The sequence below is a fragment of the Mesorhizobium sp. ISC25 genome (assembly GCF_042295465.1).
Lineage (GTDB): Bacteria > Pseudomonadota > Alphaproteobacteria > Rhizobiales > Rhizobiaceae > Mesorhizobium.
In genome coordinates, this window is sequence record NZ_CP135441.1 from 3,976,786 (window position 1) to 4,003,620 (window position 26,835).

General features: G+C 64.2%; 25 protein-coding genes. 11 read left to right on the forward strand and 14 right to left on the reverse strand.

The window, feature by feature from the left end:
* Nucleotide 1 precedes the first annotated feature (1 nt).
* Entirely contained in the window at nt 2-892 is an 891-nt protein-coding gene (locus tag RQ479_RS19620; RefSeq protein WP_376702293.1) for a LysR substrate-binding domain-containing protein, read from the reverse strand.
* A 105-nt stretch (nt 893-997) separates the two neighbouring features.
* On the opposite strand from RQ479_RS19620, the gene RQ479_RS19625 reads away from it, so the two are divergent.
* Nucleotides 998-1,993: an aldo/keto reductase gene (locus RQ479_RS19625; RefSeq protein WP_376702294.1), complete on the forward strand. Its 996-nt coding sequence runs from the start codon at nt 998-1,000 to the stop codon at nt 1,991-1,993.
* A 266-nt stretch (nt 1,994-2,259) separates the two neighbouring features.
* On the opposite strand, the gene RQ479_RS19630 is transcribed toward RQ479_RS19625, so the two are convergent.
* The 7 genes from RQ479_RS19630 to infC all read right to left on the reverse strand — a co-directional run bounded on the left by RQ479_RS19630 (nt 2,260) and on the right by infC (nt 8,916).
* Nucleotides 2,260-2,862 carry a nucleotidyltransferase family protein gene (locus tag RQ479_RS19630; protein ID WP_376702295.1) on the reverse strand — a complete coding sequence of 201 codons (603 nt, stop codon included), beginning with the start codon at nt 2,860-2,862 and terminating at the stop codon, nt 2,260-2,262.
* A gap of 37 nt (nt 2,863-2,899) precedes the next feature.
* Complete coding sequence (pheT, locus tag RQ479_RS19635) at nt 2,900-5,308, reverse strand: phenylalanine--tRNA ligase subunit beta (protein ID WP_376702296.1); 2,409 nt, start codon at nt 5,306-5,308, stop codon at nt 2,900-2,902.
* Between the two features lie 106 nt (nt 5,309-5,414).
* On the reverse strand, nt 5,415-6,500 hold the full coding sequence (gene pheS / locus RQ479_RS19640) for a phenylalanine--tRNA ligase subunit alpha (RefSeq protein ID WP_376702297.1): 1,086 nt from the start codon (nt 6,498-6,500) through the stop codon (nt 5,415-5,417).
* Between the two features lie 96 nt (nt 6,501-6,596).
* Nucleotides 6,597-6,998 (reverse strand): 50S ribosomal protein L20, encoded by a 402-nt coding sequence (gene rplT, locus RQ479_RS19645; protein WP_352522431.1) that lies wholly within the window; start codon nt 6,996-6,998, stop codon nt 6,597-6,599.
* A gap of 147 nt (nt 6,999-7,145) precedes the next feature.
* Nucleotides 7,146-7,349 (reverse strand): 50S ribosomal protein L35, encoded by a 204-nt coding sequence (rpmI, locus tag RQ479_RS19650; RefSeq protein WP_006201248.1) that lies wholly within the window; start codon nt 7,347-7,349, stop codon nt 7,146-7,148.
* 191 nt (nt 7,350-7,540) lie between these two features.
* On the reverse strand, nt 7,541-8,182 hold the full coding sequence (locus RQ479_RS19655) for a methyltransferase family protein (protein ID WP_376702298.1): 642 nt from the start codon (nt 8,180-8,182) through the stop codon (nt 7,541-7,543).
* 197 nt (nt 8,183-8,379) lie between these two features.
* Nucleotides 8,380-8,916, reverse strand: a complete 537-nt coding sequence (gene infC, locus RQ479_RS19660) for a translation initiation factor IF-3 (protein ID WP_023677573.1) — start codon at nt 8,914-8,916, stop codon at nt 8,380-8,382.
* A 214-nt stretch (nt 8,917-9,130) separates the two neighbouring features.
* Here infC and RQ479_RS19665 point away from each other — a divergent pair, with 214 nt between their 5' ends.
* The 4 genes from RQ479_RS19665 to RQ479_RS19680 all read left to right on the forward strand — a co-directional run bounded on the left by RQ479_RS19665 (nt 9,131) and on the right by RQ479_RS19680 (nt 12,488).
* Nucleotides 9,131-9,898 (forward strand): alpha/beta hydrolase, encoded by a 768-nt coding sequence (locus RQ479_RS19665; protein WP_376702299.1) that lies wholly within the window; start codon nt 9,131-9,133, stop codon nt 9,896-9,898.
* Between the two features lie 4 nt (nt 9,899-9,902).
* Complete coding sequence (locus RQ479_RS19670; RefSeq protein WP_376702300.1) at nt 9,903-11,087, forward strand: benzoate/H(+) symporter BenE family transporter; 1,185 nt, start codon at nt 9,903-9,905, stop codon at nt 11,085-11,087.
* A gap of 74 nt (nt 11,088-11,161) precedes the next feature.
* On the forward strand, nt 11,162-11,632 hold the full coding sequence (locus tag RQ479_RS19675; protein ID WP_352464641.1) for a DUF2852 domain-containing protein: 471 nt from the start codon (nt 11,162-11,164) through the stop codon (nt 11,630-11,632).
* Nucleotides 11,633-11,729: 97 nt separating this feature from the next.
* On the forward strand, nt 11,730-12,488 hold the full coding sequence (locus RQ479_RS19680) for a M48 family metallopeptidase (RefSeq protein ID WP_352464642.1): 759 nt from the start codon (nt 11,730-11,732) through the stop codon (nt 12,486-12,488).
* A gap of 8 nt (nt 12,489-12,496) precedes the next feature.
* Here RQ479_RS19680 and RQ479_RS19685 read toward each other — a convergent pair whose 3' ends face one another.
* A complete protein-coding gene (locus tag RQ479_RS19685) occupies nt 12,497-12,715 on the reverse strand; it encodes a hypothetical protein (RefSeq protein ID WP_352464644.1) in 219 nt (72 codons plus the stop codon).
* A gap of 166 nt (nt 12,716-12,881) precedes the next feature.
* On the opposite strand from RQ479_RS19685, the gene RQ479_RS19690 reads away from it, so the two are divergent.
* The 6 genes from RQ479_RS19690 (at nt 12,882) to RQ479_RS19715 (ending at nt 18,558) form a co-directional block, all read left to right on the forward strand.
* Nucleotides 12,882-13,541 (forward strand): phosphoribosylanthranilate isomerase, encoded by a 660-nt coding sequence (locus RQ479_RS19690; RefSeq protein ID WP_352464786.1) that lies wholly within the window; start codon nt 12,882-12,884, stop codon nt 13,539-13,541.
* A gap of 33 nt (nt 13,542-13,574) precedes the next feature.
* On the forward strand, nt 13,575-14,825 hold the full coding sequence (gene trpB / locus RQ479_RS19695; RefSeq protein ID WP_352464646.1) for a tryptophan synthase subunit beta: 1,251 nt from the start codon (nt 13,575-13,577) through the stop codon (nt 14,823-14,825).
* A gap of 2 nt (nt 14,826-14,827) precedes the next feature.
* A complete protein-coding gene (gene trpA, locus RQ479_RS19700) occupies nt 14,828-15,667 on the forward strand; it encodes a tryptophan synthase subunit alpha (protein WP_376702301.1) in 840 nt (279 codons plus the stop codon).
* Nucleotides 15,668-15,762: 95 nt separating this feature from the next.
* A complete protein-coding gene (gene accD, locus RQ479_RS19705; RefSeq protein ID WP_352717214.1) occupies nt 15,763-16,689 on the forward strand; it encodes an acetyl-CoA carboxylase, carboxyltransferase subunit beta in 927 nt (308 codons plus the stop codon).
* Nucleotides 16,690-16,751: 62 nt separating this feature from the next.
* Complete coding sequence (locus tag RQ479_RS19710) at nt 16,752-18,077, forward strand: bifunctional folylpolyglutamate synthase/dihydrofolate synthase (RefSeq protein ID WP_376702302.1); 1,326 nt, start codon at nt 16,752-16,754, stop codon at nt 18,075-18,077.
* A gap of 61 nt (nt 18,078-18,138) precedes the next feature.
* Complete coding sequence (locus RQ479_RS19715; protein WP_352717210.1) at nt 18,139-18,558, forward strand: VOC family protein; 420 nt, start codon at nt 18,139-18,141, stop codon at nt 18,556-18,558.
* 47 nt (nt 18,559-18,605) lie between these two features.
* Here the strand turns inward: RQ479_RS19715 and RQ479_RS19720 are convergent, their stop codons facing one another.
* The 5 genes from RQ479_RS19720 to RQ479_RS19740 all read right to left on the reverse strand — a co-directional run bounded on the left by RQ479_RS19720 (nt 18,606) and on the right by RQ479_RS19740 (nt 26,799).
* Complete coding sequence (locus tag RQ479_RS19720) at nt 18,606-18,887, reverse strand: cupin domain-containing protein (protein WP_376702303.1); 282 nt, start codon at nt 18,885-18,887, stop codon at nt 18,606-18,608.
* Between the two features lie 128 nt (nt 18,888-19,015).
* Complete coding sequence (trxA, locus tag RQ479_RS19725) at nt 19,016-19,339, reverse strand: thioredoxin (RefSeq protein ID WP_023677558.1); 324 nt, start codon at nt 19,337-19,339, stop codon at nt 19,016-19,018.
* A gap of 73 nt (nt 19,340-19,412) precedes the next feature.
* Complete coding sequence (addA, locus tag RQ479_RS19730) at nt 19,413-22,925, reverse strand: double-strand break repair helicase AddA (protein WP_376702304.1); 3,513 nt, start codon at nt 22,923-22,925, stop codon at nt 19,413-19,415.
* Nucleotides 22,922-26,059 (reverse strand): double-strand break repair protein AddB, encoded by a 3,138-nt coding sequence (gene addB, locus RQ479_RS19735; protein WP_376702305.1) that lies wholly within the window; start codon nt 26,057-26,059, stop codon nt 22,922-22,924. The genes addA and addB overlap by 4 nt, the downstream gene beginning before the upstream one ends.
* A complete protein-coding gene (locus tag RQ479_RS19740; protein WP_376705977.1) occupies nt 26,056-26,799 on the reverse strand; it encodes a nucleotidyltransferase family protein in 744 nt (247 codons plus the stop codon). The genes addB and RQ479_RS19740 overlap by 4 nt, the downstream gene beginning before the upstream one ends.
* Nucleotides 26,800-26,835 lie beyond the last annotated feature (36 nt).

A 26,835-nucleotide genomic window follows, 5' to 3' on the forward strand; every position in this document is an offset into this window, starting at 1 on the left:
CTTACTCGCCGACCTTGAAGAAATCGACAAAGGCCCTGAGCACCGGCCGCATCTGGCGGCTGCTGGGATAATAGACGAAGAAGCCGTCGAAAGGCGGGCACCAGTCCTCCAGCACGCGCATGAGCTTGCCGGTGGTGAGCGCATCGCGGACATAATCCTCGAACACGAAGGCAAGCCCGGCGCCATCTACCGCGGCGTTGGCAATCAGATGGTCCTCGTCGAGGATCAGCGGCCCCTGTACCGCCATCTCCATCTCCTCGCCGTTTTTCTCGAATTCCCATCGGTAGAGAATGCCGCTGGAGAAGCGGAAACGGATGCAGCGGTGAGCGGCAAGATCGTGCGGATGCAGCGGCCTGGGCCTGGTCTTGAAATAGGACGGCGCGCCGACCACGGCGCCGCGGAGGTTCGGCCCGATGCGCACGGCGATCATGTCGCGCTGCAGGCTCTCGCCCAGCCGCACGCCGGCATCGAAGCCGCCCTCGACCATATCGGTGAAGCGGTCCTCGATGACGATCTCCAGCACGATGTCCGGATAGGCGGCGGCAAAGGCGCCGAGCCTTGGCGTCAGCGCCAGGTGGGCCGCGGTGCGCGGCACGGTCAGCCTGAGATTGCCGGCCGGCCGGTCGCGTGCCTCGATCGCCGATTCCAGCGCCAGGTCGATCTCCGACAGCGCCGGCCTGAGACGCTCGAGCAGCTGCGCGCCCTCCTCGGTCGGCGCGACGCTGCGCGTGCTGCGCGCCAGAAGGCGGACGCCGAGGCGCGCTTCGAGGCTGGAAACCGCATGACTGACCGCGGATGGCGCGATTGCCAGCTCCTTGGCGGCACCGCGAAAACTGCCGCATTGGGCGACCGTTGCCAGCACAGCGAGCTGTGAAAGATGGGTTCGCTTCATTGATCTATTTCTTGGAACAGCCCGTGCAGATGAGAGCCGATTATCGAACGCAGCGCAAGACGCTATCTCTGCCGCATCACAACCATCACAACAAGGAGACACGTGATGCAAACCCGCAAGCTTGGCAATGAACTCGACGTCTACCCGGTCGGCCTCGGCTGCATGGGGATGAGCTTTGCCTATGGCGGCCAGCCGGAGGCGGAGGCGATTGCCACGCTGCGCCACGCCGTCGAGATCGGCGTCAATTTCTTCGACACGGCCGAAGTCTATGGCCCCTACGAGAACGAGGTCCTGGTCGGCAAGGCGCTGAAGCCGGTGCGTGACAAGGTGACGATCGCAACCAAATTCGGCTTCAAGATCCTCGAAGAAGGCAGCGGCATGGAGCGCATGGCCGGCGTCGACAGCCGTCCCGAACACGTCAAGGCGGTTGCCGAAGCGTCGTTGAAGCGGCTGGATACGGAGGTTATCGACCTCTACTACCAGCACCGCGTCGATCCCAACGTGCCGATCGAGGATACGGTCGGCGCCATGGCCGAGCTGGTGCGCGAGGGCACGGTGCGGGCGCTCGGCCTGTCGGAGGCGAGTGCGGCGACCATCCGCCGGGCGCATGCCGTGCATCCGATCGCCGCCGTGCAGAGCGAATATTCGCTGTGGACCCGCGATCCGGAGGAAGAGGTCTTGGCCGTCTGCCGCGAGCTCGGCATCGGCTTTGTCCCCTATAGCCCGCTCGGCCGCGGCCTGCTCACCGGCACGATCGCCAAGCCCGATGTTCTCGGCGCCGACGACTGGCGCCGCGGGTTGCCGCGCTTCCAGGCCGACGCCATGGCGGCCAATGCGGCGGTCGTCGCCGTGCTGGAAAAGATGGCCGCCGAGAAGGGCGTGACGCCGGCGCAGCTGGCGCTCGCCTGGGTGCTGCACCAGGGCGATTTCATTGTGCCGATCCCTGGTGCGCGAAAAATCCGCCATCTGGAGCAGAATACGGCGGCAGCCGATATCGTGCTGAGCCAGGCCGAAGTGGCGTCCATCGGCGACGCCCTGTCGCCGGAGAAGGTGGTGGGCAAGCGCTACACCGAAGAGCTGCTGGCGCTGGTCAATGGGTGAACGGCAATCGACAGCGCAATCGAAACGGGGCGTTTCGGCGCCCTGTTTGCGAGTAACACGCGACGCAAAGTGTTGTGAGACCTCGGCGCGAGGCACCCCCCTCTGTCCTGCCGGACATCTCCCCCTCAAGGGGGGAGATTGGATGTCACTTCGATTTTCGCCAATCACCAACGTTGAAAGAGGGGTAGGACGGCGAAGCTGCCGATCTCCCCCCTTGAGGGGGAGATGTCCGGCAGGACAGAGGGGGTGCCTCGCGCCGACATTTCCTACCAAGGCACGACACTGATCTCCGGCCAGTTCTCCCTTGCGCGAGCGCCCTTCGTCTCGTGCGTCTGCCGATTGTCCAGTGCCCGGTTCGGCGTAATTCGAAATGAAAAGATGTCGTCGAGCCCGAACGGCGCGACGAGCTCCAGCTGGCCGTGGTTGCCGAAGCGGACGCTGACCGCATGCGTCTTCGACGCGAAATAGCAAAGCGCCTCGGCGGACGACGACAGTCTGGGAAAGGAACCGCCAAAGCGCGCCTCAAACCACAGATGCACCCGCGCCTGGTTGCGCACTTCGACCGGCAACGCCAGCCCTTCGAAATGCTCCGCCGCCCGGCGGATGACCGTGTCCTCGGCCTCATAGGACAGATCGCTCTCATCGAAATAGAACAGGTCGACATCCCTGATGCCGTACCCCGAGGGCTTGCCGGTCAGATGATTCCAGACGCTGTTGTAAAGCGCGCCGGACACGACCAGCCAGTCGGGGAGGCCCAGCACCCGTACCCGCGACAGCGTCTCGCCGACCAGCGGATCGGTTGAGACGATATCGAGAAAGGCTGCACGCTGTTCCTCGAAGGGCAGCCCCGAATAGCGCAAATGGTTCATCGCCCTTTGGAGGGCGATTCGCCATGTGTCCGCAAGCTCAGCCGCGCAGCACGCCGCCGGTCTGTTTGCCGACATTCTCGACGATGCGCTTGGCCAATGCCTCGAAATCCTCGTCGGTCAGCGTCTTTTCGACCGGCTGGATCGACACTTCGATGGCGATCGATTTCTTCGCCGCGCCGAGCGCTGCACCCTCGAAAACATCGAACACCGAGACACCGGAAATCAGCTTCCGGTCGGCGGCAAGGGCAGCGCGAACGAGTGTGCCGGCTTCGACCGCCTTGTCGACGACGAAGGCGAAGTCGCGCTTGACCGCCTGGAAGGCGGACAGATCGAGCCTTGGCTTTGTCCGCGTCGGCTTGGCCTTCGGCTCGGGCACGGCATCGATGAACACTTCGAAACCGCAGAGCGGGCCGGAGACGTCTAGTCCCTCCAGCGTCTTCGGATGGAATTCGCCGAAGGTGCCGAGCACGACCTTCGGCCCGAGTTTGATCGTGCCGGAGCGGCCGGGATGATACCAGGCCGGGCCGCCGGCCTCGATCTGCAGCCGCTCGACCGGCGCGCCGCAGGCTTCGAGTGCTGCGATCGCATCGGCCTTGGCATCGAAGACGCCGACGGCGCCGGCGTTGCCGGCCCAATGGCGGCCGGAGCCCTCGAGCTTGGCGGTGCCGCGCCGCACGCCGGCGGCAACACGCCGCTGCTGGTCGGCGCCGTCGCCCTCGTAAGTGCCCGACACTTCGAACAGCGCGACATCGCCGATGCCCTTGTCGGCATTGCGTTGCGCTGCCGCGATCAGCCCCGGCAGCAGTGATGGCCGCATGTCGGACATATCGGCGGCGATCGGGTTGGCAAGCTTCAGCGCCTGCTGGCCGCCGCCGAACAATTCGGCGTGTTTTGCCGGAATGAACGACCAGGTGACGGCCTCCATCATGCCGCGCACGGCAAGTGCCCGTTTGGCGGCGCGGGTGCGGATCTGCAGCACAGTCAGGATCTTGGCGTTGACCGCGTCGTGGCTGCCGAGCGGCTGCGGCGCGATATTGTCGACGCCGTGGATGCGCATGACCTCCTCGACCAGGTCGGCCTTGCCGGCGACATCCGGCCGCCAGGACGGGACCGCCACATTGACGACATCGCCCGTGCCCTCCGGCTCGAAGCCGAGGCGGGCAAGAATGTCGAGGCTCGTCGAGCGCGGCACTTCGATGCCGGTCAGCCGCTTCACTTCCGACAACGGAAACGAGACGATCTTCGGCTGATGGCCGGCATAGCCGACGACTTCAGTTTGCGCCGGCGTGCCGCCGCAGAAATCGAGCACCAGCTTCGTCGCCAGCTCCACGCCGGGAATCATCATTTCCGGGTCGACGCCACGCTCGAACCGATAGCGTGCATCGGTGATGATGCCGAGCGTGCGGCCAGTGCGGGCGGTCGCGATCGGGTCCCAAAGCGCCGACTCGATCAGCACGTCGGTGGTGTTCTCGTCGCAGCCGGAATGCTCGCCGCCCATGATGCCGGCGATCGATTCGATGCCGTCCTGGTCGGCGATCACGCACATCTCCGGCGTAAGCGTGTATTCGCGGCCGTCGAGCGCCAGCACCTTTTCGCCGTCACGCGCCCGGCGCACGGCGAGATTGCCGGTGACCTTCCTAGCGTCGAAGACATGCAGCGGCCGGCCGCGGTCGAAGGTGACGTAATTGGTGATATCGACGAGCGCGCTGATCGGCCTCAAGCCGATGGCGAGAAGCCTTTGCTGCAGCCATTTCGGCGACGGGCCGTTCTTGACGCCGCGCACCAGGCGCAGCGCAAAACCGGGACAGAGCTCCGGCGCTTCGATCGTCACCTTGACCGGCGTCTCGCCCTTGCCGGGGACCGGCTCTATCGGCGCGCTCTTCAGCGTGCCGAGCCCGCTCGCCGCCAGATCGCGGGCGATGCCATGGACGCTGGTCGCATCCGGCCGGTTCGGCGTCAAATTGATCTCGATCAGCGGGTCGTCGAGATGGGCATAGGCTGCGAAGCTGGTGCCGACCGGCGCATCGGCCGGCAGGTCGATGATGCCGTCATGCTCTTCTGACAATTCGAGCTCGCGCTCGGAGCACATCATGCCGTGGCTTTCAACGCCGCGGATCTTGCCGACGGTCAGCGTCACGTCGATGCCGGGAATATAGGTGCCCGGTGCTGCAAAGGCGCCGATCAGGCCGGCGCGGGCGTTCGGCGCTCCACACACAACCTGCACCGGCGCCCTGCCGTCGCCGGTGTCGACGGTCAGCACGCGCAGCCGGTCGGCGTCGGGATGCTGGACCGCCGTCACCACCTTGGCGATGACGAAGGGGGCCAGGCTCGCCCGGTCGTCGACATGCTCGACCTCGAGGCCGATCGAGGTGAGACGCTCGACGATTTCCGCCAGCGAGGCGTCGGTCTCGAGGTGATCCTTGAGCCAGGAGAGGGTAAGTTTCATGACTGTGTTCCGTCTGGTCTGGGCACGCTGCACTTGAAGCTATGCGGCCGCGCGTCGGACATGTGCAGGAAGGCGAGCTGCCCGCGGATTTGCTGCGGCCCGGTTGTCACGCGCTCAAGCCCCCGAACAGCGTCGGCATGTCGAGCGGCCTAAAACCGTAATGCGACAGCCAGCGCACATCCGCGTCGAAGAAGGCGCGCAGATCTGGCATGCCGTATTTCAGCATGGCGATGCGGTCGATGCCCATGCCCCAGGCAAAGCCCTGATATTCGTCGGGATCGAGGCCGCCGTAACGGAGCACATTGGGATGGACCATGCCGCAGCCGAGGATCTCCATCCAGTCTGAGCCCTCGCCGAAGCGCACTTCGCCCGGCCGCGAACGGTCGCACTGGATGTCGACCTCGAGGCTGGGCTCGGTGAACGGGAAGAAGGACGGCCGGAAGCGCATCTTGACGCTCGGCACCTCGAAGAAGGCCTTGCAGAACTCCTCCAGCACCCATTTCATGTTGGCGACGTTGGCCGATTTGTCGATCACCAGCCCCTCGACCTGATGGAACATCGGTGAGTGGGTGGCATCGGAATCCTGCCGGTAGGTCTTGCCAGGAATGACGATGCGGATCGGCGGCCCCTGCATCTCCATGGTGCGGATCTGCACCGGCGAGGTGTGGGTGCGCAAAAGCTTGCGCTCGCCCTGCTCGTCCGGCTGGAAGAAGAAGGTGTCGTGCATCTCGCGCGCCGGATGGCCTTCCGGGAAGTTCAGCGAGGTGAAATTGTAATAGTCGGTCTCGATGTCGGGACCTTCGGCGATGGCAAAGCCGAGATCGCCGAAGATCGCCGCGATCTCGTCGATAACCTGGCTGATCGGATGGATGCGGCCGCGCTCGGCCGGCGATTGCCTGACCGGCAGCGTCACGTCGACCTTCTCGGCGGCGAGACGGGCCGTAATCGCCGCGTCCTTCAGCTCGGCGCGGCGAACAGAAAGTGCCTCGGTGACGCGGTTCTTGAGGCCGTTGATTGCCGGGCCTTTGACCTGGCGCTCCTCGGCGCTCATCGAGCCGAGTGTCTTCAGTATCTCGGAAACCGAGCCCTTCTTGCCGAGTGCCGAGACACGCACCGCCTCGATCGCCTGCTCATCGGCGGCCGAGGCAATCTCGGCCATCAGGGAATTTTCGAGAGTTTCCATGTCACTCATGTTCCAGATCCGATTGGAAGCAAAGAAAAACCCGCGCCAGCCCTGCCAGCGCGGGTTTCCCAAATCAAGTGTCGAATAGCTTGGGAAGCGCTGGTCTTAAGCGACAGCGCTTTCAAAAGCATTCGGCGTGGTATTCTTGAGGTATTCGAGCGCAACCTTGGCCTTGGCCACGAGTGCGGCGAAGGCCTGCGGCTCGTGGATGGCCATGTCCGACAGGATCTTGCGGTCGATCTCGATGCCGGCCTTGTTGAGACCGTCGATGAAGCGGCCATAGGTCAGGCCATGCTCATGCGTCGCCGCGTTGATGCGCTGGATCCACAGCGCGCGGAACGAACGCTTGCGGTTCTTGCGGTCGCGATAGGCGTACTGCATCGACTTTTCCACCGCCTGCTTGGCGATGCGGATGGTGTTCTTGCGGCGGCCGTAGAAACCCTTGGCGGCTTTCAGGACCTTCTTGTGCTTGGCGTGCGAGGTGACGCCTCTCTTTACGCGTGCCATGTCATGATCTCCTTAAAAGCAATTCCAGGAAAAGTGCCTAGCGGTTTTCCGTTCGGAATTGCGTAAAACAAATGCGTGTCCAGACCGAATGCTCTTATTTTGGCGCATGATGTTTCCAAAAAGTCTGCAACTTTTTGGCATCATGCCCTAGAGGCCGTTCGGCAGAAAATTCTTGATGACCTTCTTGCCATCCGGTTCAGCCAGAACCATCGTGCCGCGGGCATTTCGAATGAACTTGTTGGAACGCTTGATCATGCCGTGACGCTTGCCGGCCGCAGCCGACAGAACTTTACCCGTACCTGTGATCTTGAACCGCTTCTTGGCGGCCGATTTGGTCTTCATCTTGGGCATTTTGCTACTCCGTTTATATGCGCACCAATGCGCTTTTTGTTCGCTTCAGGCCGACCAAAGCCCGAAAAGCAAATGAAACCGCCACGGCATGCCCTGCCGGGCGGTTTTTTGGGAACGGCGGTCCTATACGTCAAAGCGGGGGCGCGCGCAACACCCCGTGCTCAGCAACGCTGTACTCAGCAACACTGTACTCACGGGAAACGGAACAGCACCGGCAATATGCCGGACTGCTGGGCGCCGTCGATCAGTTCGAAAGCCGGCAAGGCAACCAGGAAGACCAGACCGTCCAGCAGCGTGGTCCGCAGCAGGCGCGGCTTGAAGCCGCCGGTGTCGCCTTCCTGATATAGCGACAGCTTCGGAAAGAAGCGCGGCACTTCCGCCAGGTAGGCCTGGTATGGCGCGCCGAGAACCTCCTTGAGGAATTTCTCCTCGCGCAGGATAACGATGTAAAAGGCACCCGCGCAGAGCGCTCCGAAGCCGATCGTGGCGGTGATGGAGCCGATCTGTGCGCCAACACCGGCAGCAGCTAAAGTAGAGAAGACATAGAGCGGGTTGCGGGTGATCGAATAGGGTCCGCCGGTCACCACTTCGGAGGATTTGCGGCCGCCGATATAGAGCGTCGACCACAAGCGCCCGACGATGCCGAGAAAGATCAGCAGGATGCCGAGCATTTCGATCGTCTCATGCACTGGCGTATCGGGCGGAAAAATCGACTGCCCGAACAAAAGCATCGCGAACAGGACGACGACGACGACGGCAAGCACCATCCTGCGCGTGTGCTGGTAGCTGCCCAGCCCGTATTTGGCTTCCGAATGCTTGACGTCATTGACCATGCCGGGAATCCGATCGTCGAGGGAACCAGAGCGTCTTTGCTCTCGCCGGCGATAGCAGCGTCTGGCCAAGAAAACAGGCGCCCCGCCGATCGCCGGGACGCCTTGCAACATGATTCAGGCGGATTTAATGCATGTCGCCCAAAAGTGCGCCGCGGTTTTGGGACAACGACATGCACAGAACTAAAGCGCAACGCGCCTTAGCGGGGCGCCAGCACCATCATCATCTGGCGGCCTTCGAGCTTCGGTTCGGCTTCGACCTTGGCGATGGGCGCCACTTCCTCGCGAACCTTGTTCAGAAGCTGCATGCCGAGTTCCATATGCGCCATCTCGCGACCGCGGAAGCGCAATGTCAGCTTGACCTTGTCGCCTTCCTCGAAAAAGCGCCGGACGGCCTTCATCTTGGTCTCATAGTCGTGGCTGTCGATGTTCGGGCGCATCTTGATCTCCTTGATCTCGATGACCTTCTGGTTCTTGCGCGCCTCGGCCGCCTTCTTCTGGTTGGCGTATTTCAGCTTGCCGAGATCGAGGATCTTTACGACGGGCGGCACTGCATTGGGCGATATCTCGACCAGATCGAGCCCAGCCTCTTCGGCGAGCAGCAATGCGTCGTTGATGGAGACATCGCCGCGGTTCTGGCCTTCGGCGTCGATTAGCTGGACCCGGGGAACCCGGATGTCACGGTTGGAGCGCGGGCCTTCCTTGGTGGGCGCCGCTGCTTTGAAAGGTCTGCGAATGGTCGTGGTCTCCTTGAGCCGTTTCGTTAAGGGGTTCTTCAGTTCAGAATTGCGAACGCGCAATGTGGTGAGCGCGCGGTCGGAGTCAATAGCACAGCATTCTCAGGAAATCACCTGCTCGATGAATGCTCCTCTGCACCAAGCGAAGAAAGTAGCAGAGCACTTTTCGTTGAATGCCTTGCTGTGCCAAAAGACCGGCGTGAGGGAATACACCATGACCACCACCCCGATCTTCCTGGACGTCGACGGGACGAGCATCGCCGTCAGGCATGCGGCAGGTGCCGAGCCCGGCATCGTCTGGCTTGGCGGCTACAAATCCGACATGCTGGGCACCAAGGCCGAAGCCCTGTCGGAATGGACGCGCAAAGAAGGCCGGGCCTTCCTGCGCCACGATTATTCCGGCCATGGCGAGTCAGGCGGCGCCTTTGCCGACGGCACCATCTCGAAATGGCTGGACGAGAGCCTGGCCGTTTACCGTCGCTTCACCCAGGGCAGGCAAATCCTGGTCGGCTCGTCGATGGGTGCCTGGATCGCGCTGCGTATGGTGCAGGAATTGCGCAAGGCGGGCGAGAACAGTGTCGCCGGCCTTGTGCTGCTGGCCCCGGCGCCTGATTTCACGTTCGAACTGGTGGAGCCGGTGCTGACCGGGGCGCAGAAGCGCGACCTCAGAAAAAAGGGTTTTTTCGAAGAGCCGTCGGATTATTCAGCCGAGCCTTACATCTACACGCGCGCTCTGATCGAGGACGGCCGCAGCAACCGGGTGATGACCGGGCCGATCGACACGCACTGCCCGGTCCACATCCTGCAAGGACTGGCCGATCCCGACGTGCCGTCGAGCCATGCGCTGAAGCTGGTCAGCCTGCTGCCGGCCGACGACGTCACGCTGTCGCTCATTCCGGACGGCGACCACCGTCTGTCGCGGCCTCAGGATCTCGACATGCTGGTGCGGGCGGTGGACGCGATGGTGCGGCAGGCGGGATAAGGACATGCGCATTTCCATTCCGATGTCTGCCTTTGTGGCGGCGATCGTCGGCTTCGGCGGTACGCTGGCCATCGTCATCGCCGCCGCCAAGGCGGTCGGCGCAACGCAGGTTGAGACCGCAAGCTGGGCGACGGCGCTTTGCCTGGCGATGGCGATCGAGAGCCTGTGGCTGTCCTGGCGCACAAAAATGCCGGTCATCACCGCCTGGTCGACGCCGGGCGTGGCGCTGATCGCTGCATCGACCGGCTTTTCGATGGGCGAGGCGGTTGGCGCCTTCATCGTCACCGCGGTCCTGCTGATCGCCACAGGCATGTTCCGGCCCTTGACCAAGCTGATCGCCAGGATACCGGCTTCGGTCGCGTCCGGAATGCTGGCCGGCATCGTCGTCACCTTCGCCATCAATGCGGTGAAAACCGTTCCCGTCGACCCGTGGCTGATCCTGCCGCTGGTTGCGGCGTTCTTCGTCATCCGCCTGTTCAACCCAGCGCTGTCGGTGCTGTTGGTGCTGATCGGCGGCGGTCTCGCCGCCTTCCTCACCGGCCGGGTCGGCGGTCTGCCGGCACCGGAACTCTCGAGTTTGACGCTGGTGATGCCGCAGTTCACCGCCACCGCGATCATCGGCCTCGCTTTGCCGCTCTACCTCGTCACCATGGCCTCGCAGAACCTGTCCGGCCTCGCCGTGCTGAGGGCAGCCGGCTATCATCCCGAACCCGGGCCGCTGATCGGCGTCACCGGCCTGTTTTCGCTGCTGACGGCGCCGTTCGGCGCCTCGACCACCAATCTGGCGGCGATCTCGGCGGCGATCTGCACCGGACCCGACGTGCATCCCGATCCAGCCGAGCGCTGGAAGACCGGGCCGTTCTACGCGCTGGCCTACCTCGTCTTTGCCCTGTTCGGCGCCTCGCTCGTGGCGATCTTCGCCGTATTGCCGCAGAGCCTGATCGCGCTGGTCGCCGGCCTGGCGCTGATGGCGCCGCTCGCCAATGCGCTGTCGATCGCCTTGAAAGACGAGGACGAGCGGATGGCCGCCACCGTCACCTTCGCCGTCACCGCATCGGGGCTGACGCTGTTCGGCGTCGGTGCGGCGTTCTGGGGCCTGATCGCCGGATTGGTCGTGCTTTTCCTCGGAAAGCCCAAAAAGCGACAATCATTTCAGCCGCTTGTCCGGTTTTGGCGGTTGCTGTCTTGAATCGTCGTTTTCTCCATCCCATTTCGATTCAACGCAGCCGGATTTGGCTGTCTCCAACTGAAGGATTGGGAGAAATGAACACATCTGCATTGATCCGTCCGGCCTGGACGCCGGCGACCATCGCGTTGATGGTGATCGGGTTCATGGTGTTCTGGCCGCTCGGCTTAGCCATGCTCGCCTACATCATCTGGGGCGATCGGCTCGACGGCTTCAAGCGTGACGTCAACCGCGCCACCGACGGCATCTTCGCCGGCTGCCGCCGCGGTTCCGACAAGGCCGCGCGCTGGGGTCATGGCTCCGCCCGCACCGGCAACGTCGCTTTCGACGACTGGCGCGAAAAGGAACTCGAGCGGCTTGCCGAGGAACGCCGCAAGCTCGACGAGATGCTGAGCGAGTTCGACGAATATGCCCGCGAATTGCGCCGCGCCAAGGACCAGGACGAGTTCGACCGCTTCATGGCCAACCGCAACAAGTCGACGTCACCCACCACCGGGTCGACGACGAACAACAAATCCAGCGGCGCGCCAGGCCTGCTCGACGAGTAAGGTCCCGTGCGCAGATAGATAATCCAACGGCGTCGCGTCAGCGGCGCCGTTTCTTTTTTGTTCTAGTCGTTTCCCTCGAATCACGTATCGTCCCGGAATGTCCTTCGGCTTCTTTCGCACCCCGACGAAACCCAAGCCCACGCCCGTCGTGGAGCGCGAGCATTGTGTTGCCGGCCGCACTCTGCCGCTCAAGATCGTCGAGAACGACCGGGCGCGGCGCCTGACGCTGCGCATCGATTCCGGCGGCCGCGGCCTGCGCATCACCGTGCCGCCGGGGCTGCGCCGCGGCGAGGTCGAAAAATTCCTCGACCGCCATCAGGACTGGCTGGAGCAAAGGCTGGCCAAAGTGCCTAATCGGCCGCAGGTGCGGCCCGGCATCAAGATACCGATGCGCGGCGTGCCGCATCGCATCGTCCATGAACCGTCGAAACGCGGCACCGTCACGCTGTCCCGCGACGAGCGCGGGCCGCTGATGATCGTGCATGGCGAACGCGTGCATCTGCCGCGCCGCATCGCCGATTTCCTCAAGCGCGAAGCCAAGCGCGAGATCGAGGCGCTGGTGACCAAGCACAGTGCTGCGGTCGGCAAGCGCGCCAAGGCGATCCGCTTCAAGGATACGTCGAGCCGCTGGGGATCGTGCACGTCGGAGGGCAATCTGTCGTTTTCCTGGCGCATCATGATGGCGCCGCGGCCGGTGATAAACTACCTCGTCGCGCATGAGGTGGCGCATCTCAAGGAGATGAACCACGGCCCGAAATTCTGGAAATTATGCGAGCAGCTTTGCCCGGACACTGACCGCTGCAAGGACTGGCTCAAGCGCAATGGCGGCGCGCTGCAGGCGATCACGTTCGAGTAGTTGTCCGATCAATCGTCATTCGCCGCGTTCAACTCCTCCGGCCGCAACCCCTCATCGACATGGCGCGGCCAGGGCAGGAAATCCTGCTCGAAGGTGTCGTTGCTGAAATAGGCCAGCGCCCGGTGCGCCTCGGCGCCGTTGAAAGCGGCCTTGTCCATCAAATGAGCGATGACCTCATGGGCCTGCGCCAGCTTGTGCCTGAGTTCCGCGACGGTCTTTTCCGGCATGGTCTTTGTTCTCCCGCCTTTGTGCCTGAGCAAGTAGCGCGTTGCGCTCTTGTATTAGCAAGGTGGCGCGTTCCGCTCTTACATTAGCAAGGTAGCGCGTTCCGCGCTGGCGGCAAACAGGATGCTTTTTCTCGACTCTTTGGCCGTTTCGTGCCAATCCCGCGTCATGGCGCTCGACATCAAGATATGCGGGTTGAAGACCGACAAGGCACTGGCTGCGGCATTGGCCGGCGGCGCCAGCCATGTCGGCTTCATTTTCTTTGCCAAAAGCCCGCGCTATGTCGAGCCGGCGGAAGCCGGCCGCCTGCGCGAAGCGGCGCGCACCAAGGCTAAGGCGGTTGCGGTGACGGTCGACGCCAGCGACGTGTTCCTGGATGAGATCGTCGAAAAGATGCAGCCCGACATGCTGCAGCTTCACGGCGCCGAAACGCCCGGGCGGGTGGCCGAGGTGAAGGCCCGCTACGGCTTGCCGGTGATGAAGGCGCTGCCGGTCAGCGAGGCTGCCGATCTCGAGCGGGTCAAACCCTTCATCGGCATTGCCGACCGTTTCCTGTTCGATGCCAAGCCGCCTAAGGGTTCGGAATTGCCGGGCGGCAACGGTCTCGCCTTCGACTGGCGCGTTCTGGCTGGCCTTGACGCCGGCGTCGATTACATGCTTTCCGGTGGGCTCAATGCCGGCAATATCGGCGACGCCCTTCGGCTGGCGAACCCGCCAGGAATAGATGTTTCCTCAGGCGTGGAGAGCGCGCCGGGCGTCAAGGAACCGGCGCTGATCGAACAATTTTTCCGGGCCGTCGGGACAGCACGCGACAACCGCGCCGCCTGACCGCGCTTCAAACCACAGACCAGGAGATCGGCGATGGACAGGCCGGCGACACCCAATTCCTTCCGCACCGGCCCCGACGAGCAGGGCATGTTCGGCATTTTTGGCGGTCGTTTCGTTGCCGAAACGCTGATGCCGCTGATCCTCGAGCTGGAGCGGCACTGGAACGAGGTGAAGAACGACCCGGATTTCAAGGCAGAACTGACCGATCTCTCGACGCACTATGCCGGGCGGCCTTCGAAGCTCTATTTCGCCGAAGGCCTTACCCGGCATCTTCGCGGGGTTTCCGCGGCTAAGGGCCTCGGGGGCGGCGCAAAGGTCTATTTCAAGCGCGAGGACCTGAACCACACCGGCTCGCACAAGATCAACAACTGCCTCGGCCAGATCCTGCTCGCCAAGCGCATGGGCAAGACGCGGATCATCGCCGAGACCGGTGCCGGCCAGCATGGCGTCGCTTCCGCTACAGTGGCGGCGCGCTTCGGGCTTCCCTGCATAGTCTATATGGGTGCAACCGATGTCGCCCGGCAAAGCCCCAACGTGTTTCGCATGAAGCTTCTGGGCGCCGAGGTGCGGCCGGTGACCGCCGGCCACGGCACGCTGAAGGACGCCATGAACGAGGCGCTGCGCGACTGGGTGACCAATGTCGAGGATACCTATTACCTGATCGGCACCGCCGCCGGCCCGCACCCCTATCCGGAGCTGGTGCGCGACTTCCAGTCGGTGATCGGCACCGAGGCGCGCGCCCAGATCCTCGAGCAGGAAGGCCGGCTGCCGGACACCATCATCGCTTGTGTCGGCGGCGGTTCCAACGCCATCGGCCTGTTTCATCCCTTCCTCGACGACAGGCAGGTGCGCATCATCGGCGTCGAAGCCGGCGGCCGCGGCCTCGACGGCATCGAGCATTGCGCCTCGATGAGTGCCGGCGCGCCCGGCGTGCTGCATGGCAACCGTACCTACCTCCTGCAGAACGCCGACGGCCAGATCATGGACGGCCACTCGATCTCGGCCGGCCTCGACTATCCCGGCGTCGGGCCGGAGCACTCATGGCTGCGCGATTCCGGCCGCGTCGACTATGTGCCGATCCTCGACGAAGAGGCGCTGGAGGCGTTCCAGTTGACGACACGCGTCGAGGGCATCATTCCTGCGCTTGAATCGGCCCATGCCATCGCACAGGCGGTGAAGATCGTGCCCGATATGGACAAGGACCAGATCGTCATCGTCAACCTGTCCGGCCGCGGCGACAAGGACGTGCATACGGTGGCCAATATGCTGGGCATGGAGATCTGATCATGGCCACCCGTATCGACCGCCGCATGGCAAAGCTGAAGGCCGAAGGTCGACCGGCACTCGTTACCTATTTCATGGGCGGCGACCCGGACTACGACACGTCCCTGTCGATCATGAAGGCGCTGCCCGGCGCCGGCAGCGACATCATCGAGCTCGGCATGCCGTTTTCGGATCCAATGGCCGACGGCCCAGCGATCCAGGCGGCCGGCCTGCGGGCGCTGAAGGGCGGCCAGACACTGGTCAAAACGCTGAAGATGGCCTCGGAATTCCGCGCCGGCGACAATGAAACGCCGATCGTCTTGATGGGCTATTACAATCCGATCTACATCTACGGCGTCGAGCGCTTCCTCAGGGATGCGCTGGCCAGCGGGATAGACGGGCTGATCGTCGTCGACCTGCCGCCTGAGATGGACGAGGAACTTTGTATCCCGGCACTCAAGGCCGGCATCAATTTCATCCGGCTGGCGACGCCGACCACCGACGACAAGCGCCTGTCCAAGGTGCTGCAGAACACCTCCGGCTTCGTCTATTATGTTTCGATGACCGGTATCACCGGTTCGGCGCTGGCCGACACCGGCAAGGTGGCGGCGGCGGTCAAGCGCATCAAGAGCCATACCCACCTGCCGGTCTGCGTCGGCTTCGGCGTCAAGACCGCCGAGCAGGCGCGCACCATCGGCGCGTCGGCCGACGGCGTCGTCGTCGGCACCGCGATTGTCAATGCCGTCGCCAACGTGCTCGGGCCGAAGGGCGAAAAGACCGCCGATCCGGCCGAGGCCGTCGCCACGCTGGTCAGCGGACTTTCACAAGGGGTTCGCGCGGCACGCCTTGCTGCCGCCGAATAATCTTGATCTTCTGGTTGGCCATGATCTTTGCCGAAAACCGGTTTCCACTTTTCGGGATCATGGTCTAACTCTTCGTAAGGACAGGAGCCGAAGCGATGAACTGGATCACCAATTACGTCCGCCCGAAGATCAATTCGATGCTCGGCCGCCGCACCGACATGCCGGAAAACCTGTGGATCAAGGATCCCGAGACCGGCGAAATGGTGTTCCACAAGGATCTGGAGCAGAACCAGTTCGTCATCCCGTCCTCCGGCCACCATATGAAGATATCGGCCAAGGAACGGCTGAAATTCTTCCTCGACGACGGCAAATACGAGACGCTGGAAAACCCCAAGGTCGTTCAGGATCCGCTCAAGTTCCGCGATGAGAAGCGCTACCTAGACCGGCTGAAGGATGCCAAGGCCAAGACCGGCATGGAAGACGCCATCATCAATGCGCTGGGCACTGTCGAAGGACTGCCGGTGGTGGTGACGGTGCAGGATTTTGCCTTCATGGGCGGCTCACTCGGCATGGCGGCCGGTGACGCCATCGTGCATGGTTTCGAGGTCGCCTTGCAGCGCAAGCGGCCGCTGATCCTGTTTGCGGCCTCCGGCGGCGCCCGTATGCAGGAAGGCATCCTGTCGCTGATGCAGTTGCCGCGGACCACGGTCGGCGTCGACCGGCTGAAGGAAGCTGGCCTTCCCTACATCGTCGTCCTGACCAACCCGACGACCGGCGGCGTCACCGCTTCCTATGCCATGCTGGGCGACGTGCATATTGCCGAGCCAGGCGCGCTGATCGGCTTTGCCGGACCGCGTGTCATCGAGCAGACCATCCGCGAAAAGCTGCCCGACGGCTTCCAGCGCGCCGAATATCTGATGGAACACGGCATGGTCGACATGGTGGTGTCACGGCTGGAGATGCGTCAGACGATTGCACGGCTGCTGAGAATGCTGCTCAAGCTGCCAGAAGAGCAAAAACCGCAGGAGCCGGAAATCCTGCCGCCGTCGGTGATTCCGGCCGAAGCCCGGCCGCACGCCTGACGCGACATCACGCGGCGCGAGCGGCTGTTGTGTGCCGTTGCGCACGCGCCTAGGATTCTTCCATGACCACGCTTGCCGCCGACCGCGAAATCGAAAGCCTGATGGCGCTTCACCCGAAGGGCTTCGACCTTTCGCTCGACCGCATTTCGCGGCTGCTCGAGCGGCTCGGCAATCCGCAGGACCAGCTGCCGCGGGTCATCCACATCGCCGGCACCAACGGCAAGGGCTCCTGTGCCGCCTTTTCACGGGCGCTGCTCGAAGCCGCCGGCTACCGCGTCCACGTCCACACCTCGCCACATCTGGTGAACTGGCACGAGCGCTACCGGCTGGCCGCCGATGGCGGCGGCAAGCTGGTGGACGACAAGGTCTTCGCCGAAGCCATCGCCCGCGTCGCCAAAGCCAATCAAGGCCAGAAGATCACCGTCTTCGAAATCCTCACCGCCGTCACCTTCCTGCTGTTTTCCGAACATCCGGCCGATGCCGTCATCCTCGAGGTCGGCCTTGGCGGCCGCTTCGACGCCACCAATGTCATCGCCGAGCCGGCCGTGTCGGTGATCCTGCCGGTGTCGCTCGACCACGAAGCATATCTCGGCGACCGCGTCGAGCTGATCGCCGCCGAAAAGGCCGGCATCATCAAGCGCGGATGCCCGGTCGTCATCGGCGCGCAGGAAAGCGAGACGGCCCAGCAGGTGCTCATCGAAACCGCCGAGCGGCTCGACTGCCCCGCCTTCCTCTATGGCCAGGACTTCCTTGCCTATGAGGAAAACGGCCGCATGGTCTATCAGGACGAAGACGGATTGATGGACCTGCCGCCGCCGCGCCTGCCGGGACGCCACCAATTCGCCAATGCGGCGGCGGCGATCGCGGCGGTCAAGGCGGCGGGTTTCGAGATCAGCCACCGCGCCGCCGAGAAGGCGATGGCCAATGTTGCCTGGCCGGGCCGGATGCAGAAGCTGCCTCAGGGCCGGCTGAGCGAACTGGCGCCAAAGGGCGCCGACATCTGGCTCGACGGCGGCCACAATCCCGGCGCCGGCGTGGTCGTCGCCGAGGCGCTGGCCGAGCAGGAGGAAAAGAACCCGCGGCCCCTGTTCCTGATCTCTGGCATGATCAACACCAAGGACCAGAGCGGCTATTTCCGCGCCTTCAAAGGGCTGGTCCGGCATGTCTACACCGTGCCGGTGAGCCTGAGCGACGCCGGCGTGCCGAACGATGAACTGGCGACGCGCGCCATCGAGGCCGGCCTGTCGGCCGAACCGGTTAGTTCCGTCGCCAATGCGCTGATGCTGCTGCGCGACACATGGGACGGACCGCCGCCGCGCATCCTGATCGGCGGGTCACTTTACCTGGCCGGCGCGGTATTGGCCGAAAACGGCACGCCGCCGGTTTGAGGCGTGCTTCAGCCTGGCCACGATAACGCCACACCTATCAGACCACCGCGAGGAGCCAATCATGATCAAGGTAAAGCAGCTCGCTCACGTTTGCATTTTCGCGAATGACCTGGAGATGACGCGAAGCTTCTATCGGGACGTCCTCGGCATGGACACCCAGTTCAATTTCCTGCGCGACGGGAAGATTTTCGGCTTCTACCTCAATTGCGGCAGCCGTAGCCATGTCGAGGTGTTCCAGAAAGACGGCGCCAGCTATAGCGACTTGAACCAGATCAACCACTTCTGCCTCGAAGTGGAAAACATCGACGCCGCGATCGCCCATCTGAGGTCAAAGGGCGTTGATATCACCTCAAAGAAACGCGCGTGCGATGACACCTACCAGGCCTGGATCCGCGACCCCAACGGCGTGAAGATCGAACTGTTCGAATATACTGAGAAAAGCGCACAATTCGTCGGCGGCGATCGTATCGCGGATTGGTGATCGCGCCTCGCCGGACAATTGTAGCGGCGCAGCCGATGGTTGGTGGACTACTTCAGCTCGACCTCGATGAAGGCGAATTCGCCATCGTTTGCGCTGATGACGTCATGTTCGACGCCCTCGTTGCGGAAATACGGCGCGCCCTTCTTCATCTCGGCGAAGGATTCGCCATCCTTGGTCAGGAGCTTCACCTTGCCGTCCGTCAGCGGCACGACCACATAGTCGTGGCCATGGCGGTGCCAGCCGGTGTTGTCGCCCGGGGCGAAGCGGTATTCGGTGACGATGACGCGCTCATTGTCGATGAAGACGGTGGCCTTGGCGGATCCGGTCATATCGCTTCTCCTGCTTTAAGCCAGACAAGAGCATGAGACGGCAAGTGGCGAGTGCCAGATCTGCGGATCGGTGACGCCACAAGAAAGCCCGGCGCGAGGCCGAGCTTTTCTGCAAAATTTTGATCGGATCAGGCGAGACTGCCGTTGATCCAGTGCGACAATGCCGTTTTCGGCGCAGCACCGACCTTCATGTCGGCGACTTCGCCGCCCTTGAAGATCATCAGTGTCGGGATCGAGCGCACGCCGAACTGCGCGGCCAGCTCAGGATTCTCGTCGATGTTGAGCTTGGCGATCTTTATCTTGCTGCCGAGTTCGATGGCAATGTCCTCGAGCGCCGGGGCGATCATCTTGCACGGGCCGCACCACTCCGCCCAGAAATCGACCACGACCGGCTCCTTGGCGTTGAGCACGTCGGCCTGGAAATTGCTCTTGTCGACCTTGACGGTAGCCATGCTGAGATCCTTTCGATTTGTTCGTCGCACCAAATGTGGTGGTGATCGCGTCCGTCTTCAAGCAAGTGTTGTGTCACGCTCCCGTGAGTCTAGCAAGCGCGTCGTCCATGGCCCCTGCCGGCAGCTCGATCAGCCGCGGCGCCTCGGTAAACAGCAGCGCCGCCGAGACCTCGCGTCCCGGATAGAGCGGCTGAAGCAGCGCGCGATAGAGTGCGAGCTGCAAAACATAGGCTTGCGGCACTTCGGCGAGCGTAGCCGGCGCTGGCCGATTGGTCTTGTAGTCGACGATCGAAACCTTGTCCGGCGTCACTGCCAGCCGGTCGATCTTGCCGGAAATCGAGCGCAGTTTGCCCCTCACTCCCAGGCTGCCCATGATGGCAACTTCAGCGCGCGAGTTTGGTGCAAACAGCGGCGCAAAGCGGCTGTCGGCAAGAATTCTGAAAACGCCAGCCAAGGCCTTGTCGCGCTCGTCGTCGGGCCATTCCGCGCCGGCTCTTGCCAGATAGCGTTCGGCGGCATCCCGGCGTTCTCCCTCGGCGATCCCGGGCAGCATCTGCAGCAATTTGTGCAGCGCCAGCCCGCGCATGACGGCAAAGCCGGGCTCGGCGTCGGCATCCAGTACCGGCGAACGCGTGTCGGCCACCGCTTGCCGCGCCTCGTCGATCAGCACCGAGGCGCCGGACGGCGAGAGCGGCCGCGGCAATTCCTCGAAGGGCGGCAGAGGCCGGAACAGGGTTTCAGGCAGTGGCGCAAAGCGTTCCGCCTGTCGTGCCTCATCCACTGCCGCCAGTGGCATGGGCGGCAGCTTCGTCACCTGGAAACGATGCACGGTCTCGCCAGTGGCGCGATGCCGGCGTTCTTCGCTCTCCGCGGCACCGACCAGTGCGCGGCTGACGATCGAATGCCAGGTGCCGGTATTCGGCGCCCGCTTGCCATGGTAGCCGCAGACGATCAGCCGATCCTCGGCGCGGGTCATGCCGACATAGAGCAGCCGGCGGTATTCGTCTTCGGCGAGCTCGCGGGCGCGGGCCGATGCGGCGCGTGAAAATCCATTGGCGACATCGCCGGCCGAGCGCCAGAGATAGCCCTTGCCCTCCCAGCAGTCGCCCGAGCCTTCGAACGGCATCAATCTCGGCAGATGCTGGTCGCTGAACGGCGCGGAACCGCCATCGACGAGGAATACCACCGGCGCTTCCAGGCCTTTGGCGGCATGCACGGTCATGACGCGAACCTCGTCGCGGGTCTGGTCCATTTCGCGCTTGATCTCGGGGCCGGCGTTTTCCAGCGTCGACAGGAAGGATTCCAGCCCTGGCAGGCCGGTTCGCTCCTCGGCCAGGCAGAAATTCAGAAATTCGTCGAGGATATCGCCGGCCTCCGGCCCGAGCCGCGCGATCATCGTCTTGCGCAGGCCGTCGCGGGCGAGAGCCGCGGCATAGAATTCGAACACCGGCTTGAATGCGGCTTCGTTCGACCATGTGTCGAGCCGGCTGACGACGGCGGCCAACGCATCGCTTTCGCCGGCATGCCGGCGCAGCGAGGCGATCAGCGAGACGCCCGACGGCCTCTCAGCAGCAAGCGCGAAAAGCTGCTCTTCCGAGACATCGAAGATCGGGCTGCGCAGCACGACGGCCAGCGACAGATCGTCCTCGGGCTGGATGAGAAAATGGCCAAGTGCGATCAGGTCTTTCACCGCGATGTGGCCGGGCAGGCTGAGCCGGTCGGCGCCGGCCACCGGAATGTCGCGGCGCTTCAGCGCCCGCGTCAGCGCATGGACGAAGCGATCGCGTTTGCGCACCAGCACCAGCACGTCGCCGGGGCGGAGTTTCTTGCCACGCCCTTCGATGACCTCGCCGCCGCCGATCCAGCCGGCAATGGTCGCTGCGACGTTTTCAGCGACGCGGACTGCCGGCGCGTGGGCATGATCCACCGCTTGCGTCCAATCGTCGGGTTCGTCGACGACGTCGGCGCCGATCGACGGCCAGACCTCGACATAACCCGGCGCATCGGTACGGATCGCCTTATGGTCGAGCGGATCGGGATCGTGGCTGATGCCGCGCCGCACGTACGGGTCGGCAAAGACCCGGTCGACGGCGGCAAGAACATCTTCGGTCGAGCGGAACGACCAGGTCAGCTTGAGATCGGCGAAGGCGGCGGCGGCAGATCTAACTTTGCCGGCAAACAAAAGTCGGCTGTCGGCAAAGGAATCCGGGGCGGCTCCCTGGAAGGAATAGATCGACTGCTTTTCGTCGCCGACAGCAAAGATGGTGCGGTGGACGGCGTCGCGTGCGCCGAGCCCGGCAAAGAACTCCTCCGCCAGCCGCTTGACCACCTCCCACTGGTCGGGACTGGTGTCCTGCGCCTCGTCGAGCAGGATGTGGTCGATGCCCTGGTCGAGCTTGTACTGCACCCATGGGCCGGCGTCGGGCCGCGCCAGTAGATTGACCGTGCGGGTGATCAGGTCGTTGAAGTCGAGGAAGCCGCGGGCGCGCTTCAATTGCTCGTAGCGGGCGATCAGCCAGTCGGCGATGGTCAGCGCGGCACGCGTGCCTTCCAGCATCCTGAACAAGGCCAGCCGGTCGGAGATTTCGAGAATGGCGTCGACCGCCGCCAGATAACGTTCGGCAAGATCGGGCAGCCGGTCAAGCAATGCCCTTTTAAACGTCTTTGCCGGATCGTAAGGCTCGCCGTCGGCCCTCAGGAAAGCCTTGGAGAGCAAATTCAGGCGACGGACCGGATGCTCCTCGGCGAAGGCAAGACGGGCGTATGGCAGCAGATTGTTCAGCACGATGCGCGCATCAGCGGCCTCAGCCGCCCGTGAAAAGGTGACGAGATAATCCGGCAGGAAGCCGGGCAGCGGCCAGACGGAGGCGGCTATGCCTTCGGCGGTCTGGCCGGCGCGAAACTGAAACTCGTCGAACAGCGCCTGAAATCCATCACCGCCGGCCGCGGAGATGAACGCACGCAAACCATCGCGCTTGCGCACGATCTCGGCCAGCAGTGCGTCGAGCCCATGTTCGCCACCGCGCTCCAGCACGGTGGCAAAAGCTTCGGCCAATGCCACATCGCCTGCAACGCCGCCCGAAATCATGTCGCGGCGGGCGGCGGCGAACAGCGAAGCCTCCATCTGCGGATCGAGCATTTCGAAATGCGCCGGGATATTGGCTTCGAGCGGGAACTGATGCAGCACCGATTCGCAGAAGGCGTGGATGGTCTGGATCTTCAGCCCGCCCGGTGTTTCCAGCGCCTCGGCAAACAACCGCCGCGCCCGGCGCATGGTTTCGCGGTCGGGCTGGCGGCCGTCCAGCGCCTCTATCCGTGTCGAGAGCTCGGCATCGCCCAGGGCCGTCCATTGCGATAGGGTCGAAAACACCCGGTTCGCCATGTTGGCGGCGGCGGCACGCGTATAGGTCAGGCACAGGATCTTGGACGGATCGGTGCCGCGCAGCAGAAGCCGGATGACGCGCTGGGCGAGCACATGGGTCTTGCCGGATCCGGCATTGGCCGAGACCCAGGCGGAATTGCGTGGGTCGGAGGCGCTTTCCTGACTGGCGGCAGTGTCGCTCGGGATGGGATAGGCCTTTTTCATACCTCCCCTCCCTCGTCGTCGGCATCGCCGCCGGCCGACCATTCGAGCACGCGGGCGAGATGGTCGTAGTCGCCGTCGGTCTCACCCTCGCGGAACGGCAACGCCCGCGACAGATAGCCGGTCGCCGGGTCGGCGTAGTGAATCAGCAGTTTTTCCAGCCGCGCCCACGCTTCTTCGGCGAGATCGGCGGCGGTTCGCGGCTTGCGGTTGTATTCGAGGATGGATTCCTCGAACACCTCGCCATTCGGCTTCAGCCGCACGAAGGCCAGTTGCGACGGCTCGCGCGCGCCAAGCTCCGCAAAAGCGCCGCGCCTGAGTAGCGCGCCCTCCAGCGCCAGTTGCGGCGCGAGCAGCGTGTGCGCCTGTGCTTTGGATGGCGACGAGCCGGTCTTGTAATCGAGAATGTCGGCCATTCCGCCAGCCAGCAGATCGATGCGATCGGCATAGCCGGACAGGGTCACGCCGGATCGGCCGACACCGGACTTTTCGGCGCGTTCCTCGGCGTGCCGCCGTGCCACTGCTGCGGCCCGGCCGCGCTCCCATTCGATGATGCCGGCGGCAAGCTTTTCGAAGCGTGGCCACCACACCGCCTCGACATCGGCCGGCAGGGCCGCCTCGGCAAAGCAGGAGCGGCCGGCGGCGATGAGCCCGTCCAGCGCCTCCGGCGCGCGCGGATCGGCAACCCTCGCCGAGAAGAGGTGCAGAATGGCGTGAAACAGCGTGCCGCGCTCGGCGGCGCCCGGATCGCGAATGACCGGATCGAGCGGCATCAGGCCGAGTATCCTTCTGGCATAGACCGCATAGGGATCGCGACGTAGCGTTTCGATCTCGGTGACCGAGAAGTGGTGCGGCCGTGCGGCGAGCGGCGGTTTCGGCTGCGGCCGCGGCGCAAAGTCCTGCTTTTCGCCGGCATCGAGCGCACGCGCCCAGGCAAGCAGTTCATCGCCGCGCCGGCGAAGTGCCGCAGAATGGTCCTCGCCGACGAAGGTAAGGATACGCTGCAGCCAGCGCGACGGCACCGACGGAGCGTCGCCGGAACGGGCGGAGCGAGCCAGCACCACTTTTTTGGCGCCCATGGCCATCTGGAAATCATGGGCGGCAAGGCCGATGCGCCGCTCCGGCGGTTCGAGATCGATGCCGGTCTTCATCAGCCGCGACATGAAGCGGTCGCTCTCCGGCTTGCGCGGCCACACGCCTTCGTTGAGCCCGCCGACGACCAGCGTATCGACGTCCTGAAGCCGCGCTTCCAGCACACCCCAGATGGCGATGTTCCTGTCGGTGCCCTGCGCCGGCTTGACCGTCTCGGGCGCGATCAGCGCCTCCATCACGTCAGGCCATTCGTCAGCGGCGAAGGAGAACGACACCGAGGCCGCGACCAGACCGCGCAAGAGCTCGGCAAGCTTTTCGCCGGCATCGCCGGCATAGAGTTCGCTCAGGCTGCCGTCGGCGGCGCGTCCGAGGCTTTCGAGCACGCCGACACTGGCACGCACAAGCGTGGCAAGATCGGCATTCTCCTCGCCGCGAAAAGCAACCAGCGGCGCCAGCGCGGCCGTTAGCCGGATCAGCAGGTCGCGGGCCTGGTCAATGCGCCTGACCGAAAGCCGCGGCCACCAGAAGGGTGGGCGGCGATTGCCACCGTAGTCGAATTCGGTAAGCCGGGCATCGAAGAGTTGCGGCAGCGACGCCACGCCCGGGCGACCGGTGCCGCCGCGCAGTGCCACGAGTTCGACTATCTCGGCCGCATGGCGCACGCTCGCCCGCTCCAGGCCGAGGCCAAGCAGGGGATGCTTGAGCAGCGACAGCAGGGCGACCGGGTCGCCCGGGCGGAAGGCTGCCTGAAGCGCCAGCCTGAGCAGGCTGGCGGCTGGCGTGTTGATGAGCGGCGTGCCGCCGGAATCGTCGGCGGCAACGCCGAAGCGCAACAGCTCGACCGAGACGCGCCGCGCCAGAGCGCGGTCGCCGGTGACGAGTGCGGCGCGCTGGCTGGGCCGCTCGACGGCCTGTTTGAGCGCGACGGCGATCGCCACGGCTTCGTCGCGTTCACTGGCCGCTTCGAGAAGCGTCACATCGGCGAAGGCCTCGGCAATATCGCCGGCCGTAAAGCGGGCGCGCGTCTCGGCCCAGAGCTCGGTGGTCTCCGCCGGGCGCAGCGCTTCGCCGACAAGTGCGGCGCGCAGCGCAAGCGGTCGCGGCGCAACAGCGATCTCCTCGACATCGGCGCGCGGCACGCCGATCTTGCCGATCAACTTTGCCAGGCCGTATTGCGGGTGGCCAAGCAGGGCCGGGCGCGCGCCCGGTGTGGTGATCGCGGTAAAGGACGGCTCGTCCAGCGCCCGGTCGAGCCCGGGCAGCACAACGGCGCCATTGGGCAGACCGGCGATCACGGCAAGCAGCTCGGCCGTAGCGGGAATGGAGCCGGTGGAACCAGCGGCGATCACCGGTCCGGCCGGAGGACTACGCTTCAGCCGCGCCGCCTCCAGCCTTATCAGGGCATTACGATGCGCGGCCGGATTGGAGCGATGGCGTTCCTCGAGCAGCTTTGGCCAGTTCTCGGTCACGATGCTCAGGAAATCGAGCGTCACCTGCCACCAGCCTGCAAGATTGCCGGTTACAAGGTCGGCGAGCCTTGCCCAATCCGTGCCTTCGGTCTCGATCTCATCCATCAGGCGTGCAAGGTCGCGCGCCAGCCAGATGGCATCGGCGGCGGAGGCCGGGATGACTATCTCCTCATCGAACAATGCCGCGACATGTGCCGGCAGGCGGCGTTTCCACGCCCGCACCAGCGGCGCAAGCAGCAGAAGACGCTCTACCGCAGCGATCGGCGGCGCAAGGTCGATGGCGGCCGAAGCTCCTGCCTCGAAGGCGGCTTCATCTTCATCGAACTCGCCAAGTGGGCGGATGACCGGCAGGATCGCCGAGCGGCTTCCCGAGCGCGAGAGAGCATCGACGAAGACGCCGCGAAGCGCCCGCGCCGCACGGCGCGTCGGCACATAGATGGTGAGATCGGCCAGCACCAGCGGATCGCCATCATAGGCAAAGCCGGGAACCAGGCGCCCTGCAAGCAGCGCCTCGGCCAGCGTCGGCAGGAACGGCGCTCCGGGCGGGATCGAGAAAACGCGGCGGGAGCCGCTCATTTCGACTCGGTAAGAGCGCCGGGTGCCTCAGCAACAGCATCGGGCGTGCCGGCAAGCGCAGCGGCGACCGCTGCTTCCGCCCGCGGGATCGCGTCGGGTGTGCCGACAGTGATCCAGTGACCCTGCATCGTCATGCCGAACAGGCGGCCGGCGGCGATTGCCGCATCGAAATAGGCGTTGAGAGAGTGTGGACCGGCCGGCGCATCCTTGAAGATGCGCGGATGGATGATTGCGGCGCCGGCATAGATCACGCCGGCCGGATCGTTGTTCGCACGCCGCAAGGCGCCATCCGACGCCATCAGGAAATCGGTGCCGCCGCTATGCCCGGTTGCCGACTGGAGATCCGCAAGCATCAGCAGAATGTCCATTGTCGCGCCCTCCCATGCAAGGGCAAGTCGCCTGAGATTTGAAACGCCGCTGTCGATCCAGAAGGTGTCCGCGTTAAGCACATAGAAGGGCGCCCCCAAGCTGGGCAATGCCTTGACGATACCGCCGGCAGAGTCGAGCAAGCCGCTGCTCTCATCCGAGATGACGATTCTCGGCGCACTGCGGCGGGCTACATGGTCCACGATCTGTTGCGGCAGGTAATGGACGTTAACGACGGCCTTGGCGACGCCGGCTTCGGCTAGGCAGTCCAGCCCCCAGTCGAGCAATGTCTTGCCGGCGATCTTGACCAGCGGCTTCGGCATGGTGTCGGTGATCGGCCGCATGCGCTTGCCGAGCCCGGCGGCGAGCACCATGGCGGTCGTCGGCATCGGCTGCTCATCCGACGCCTT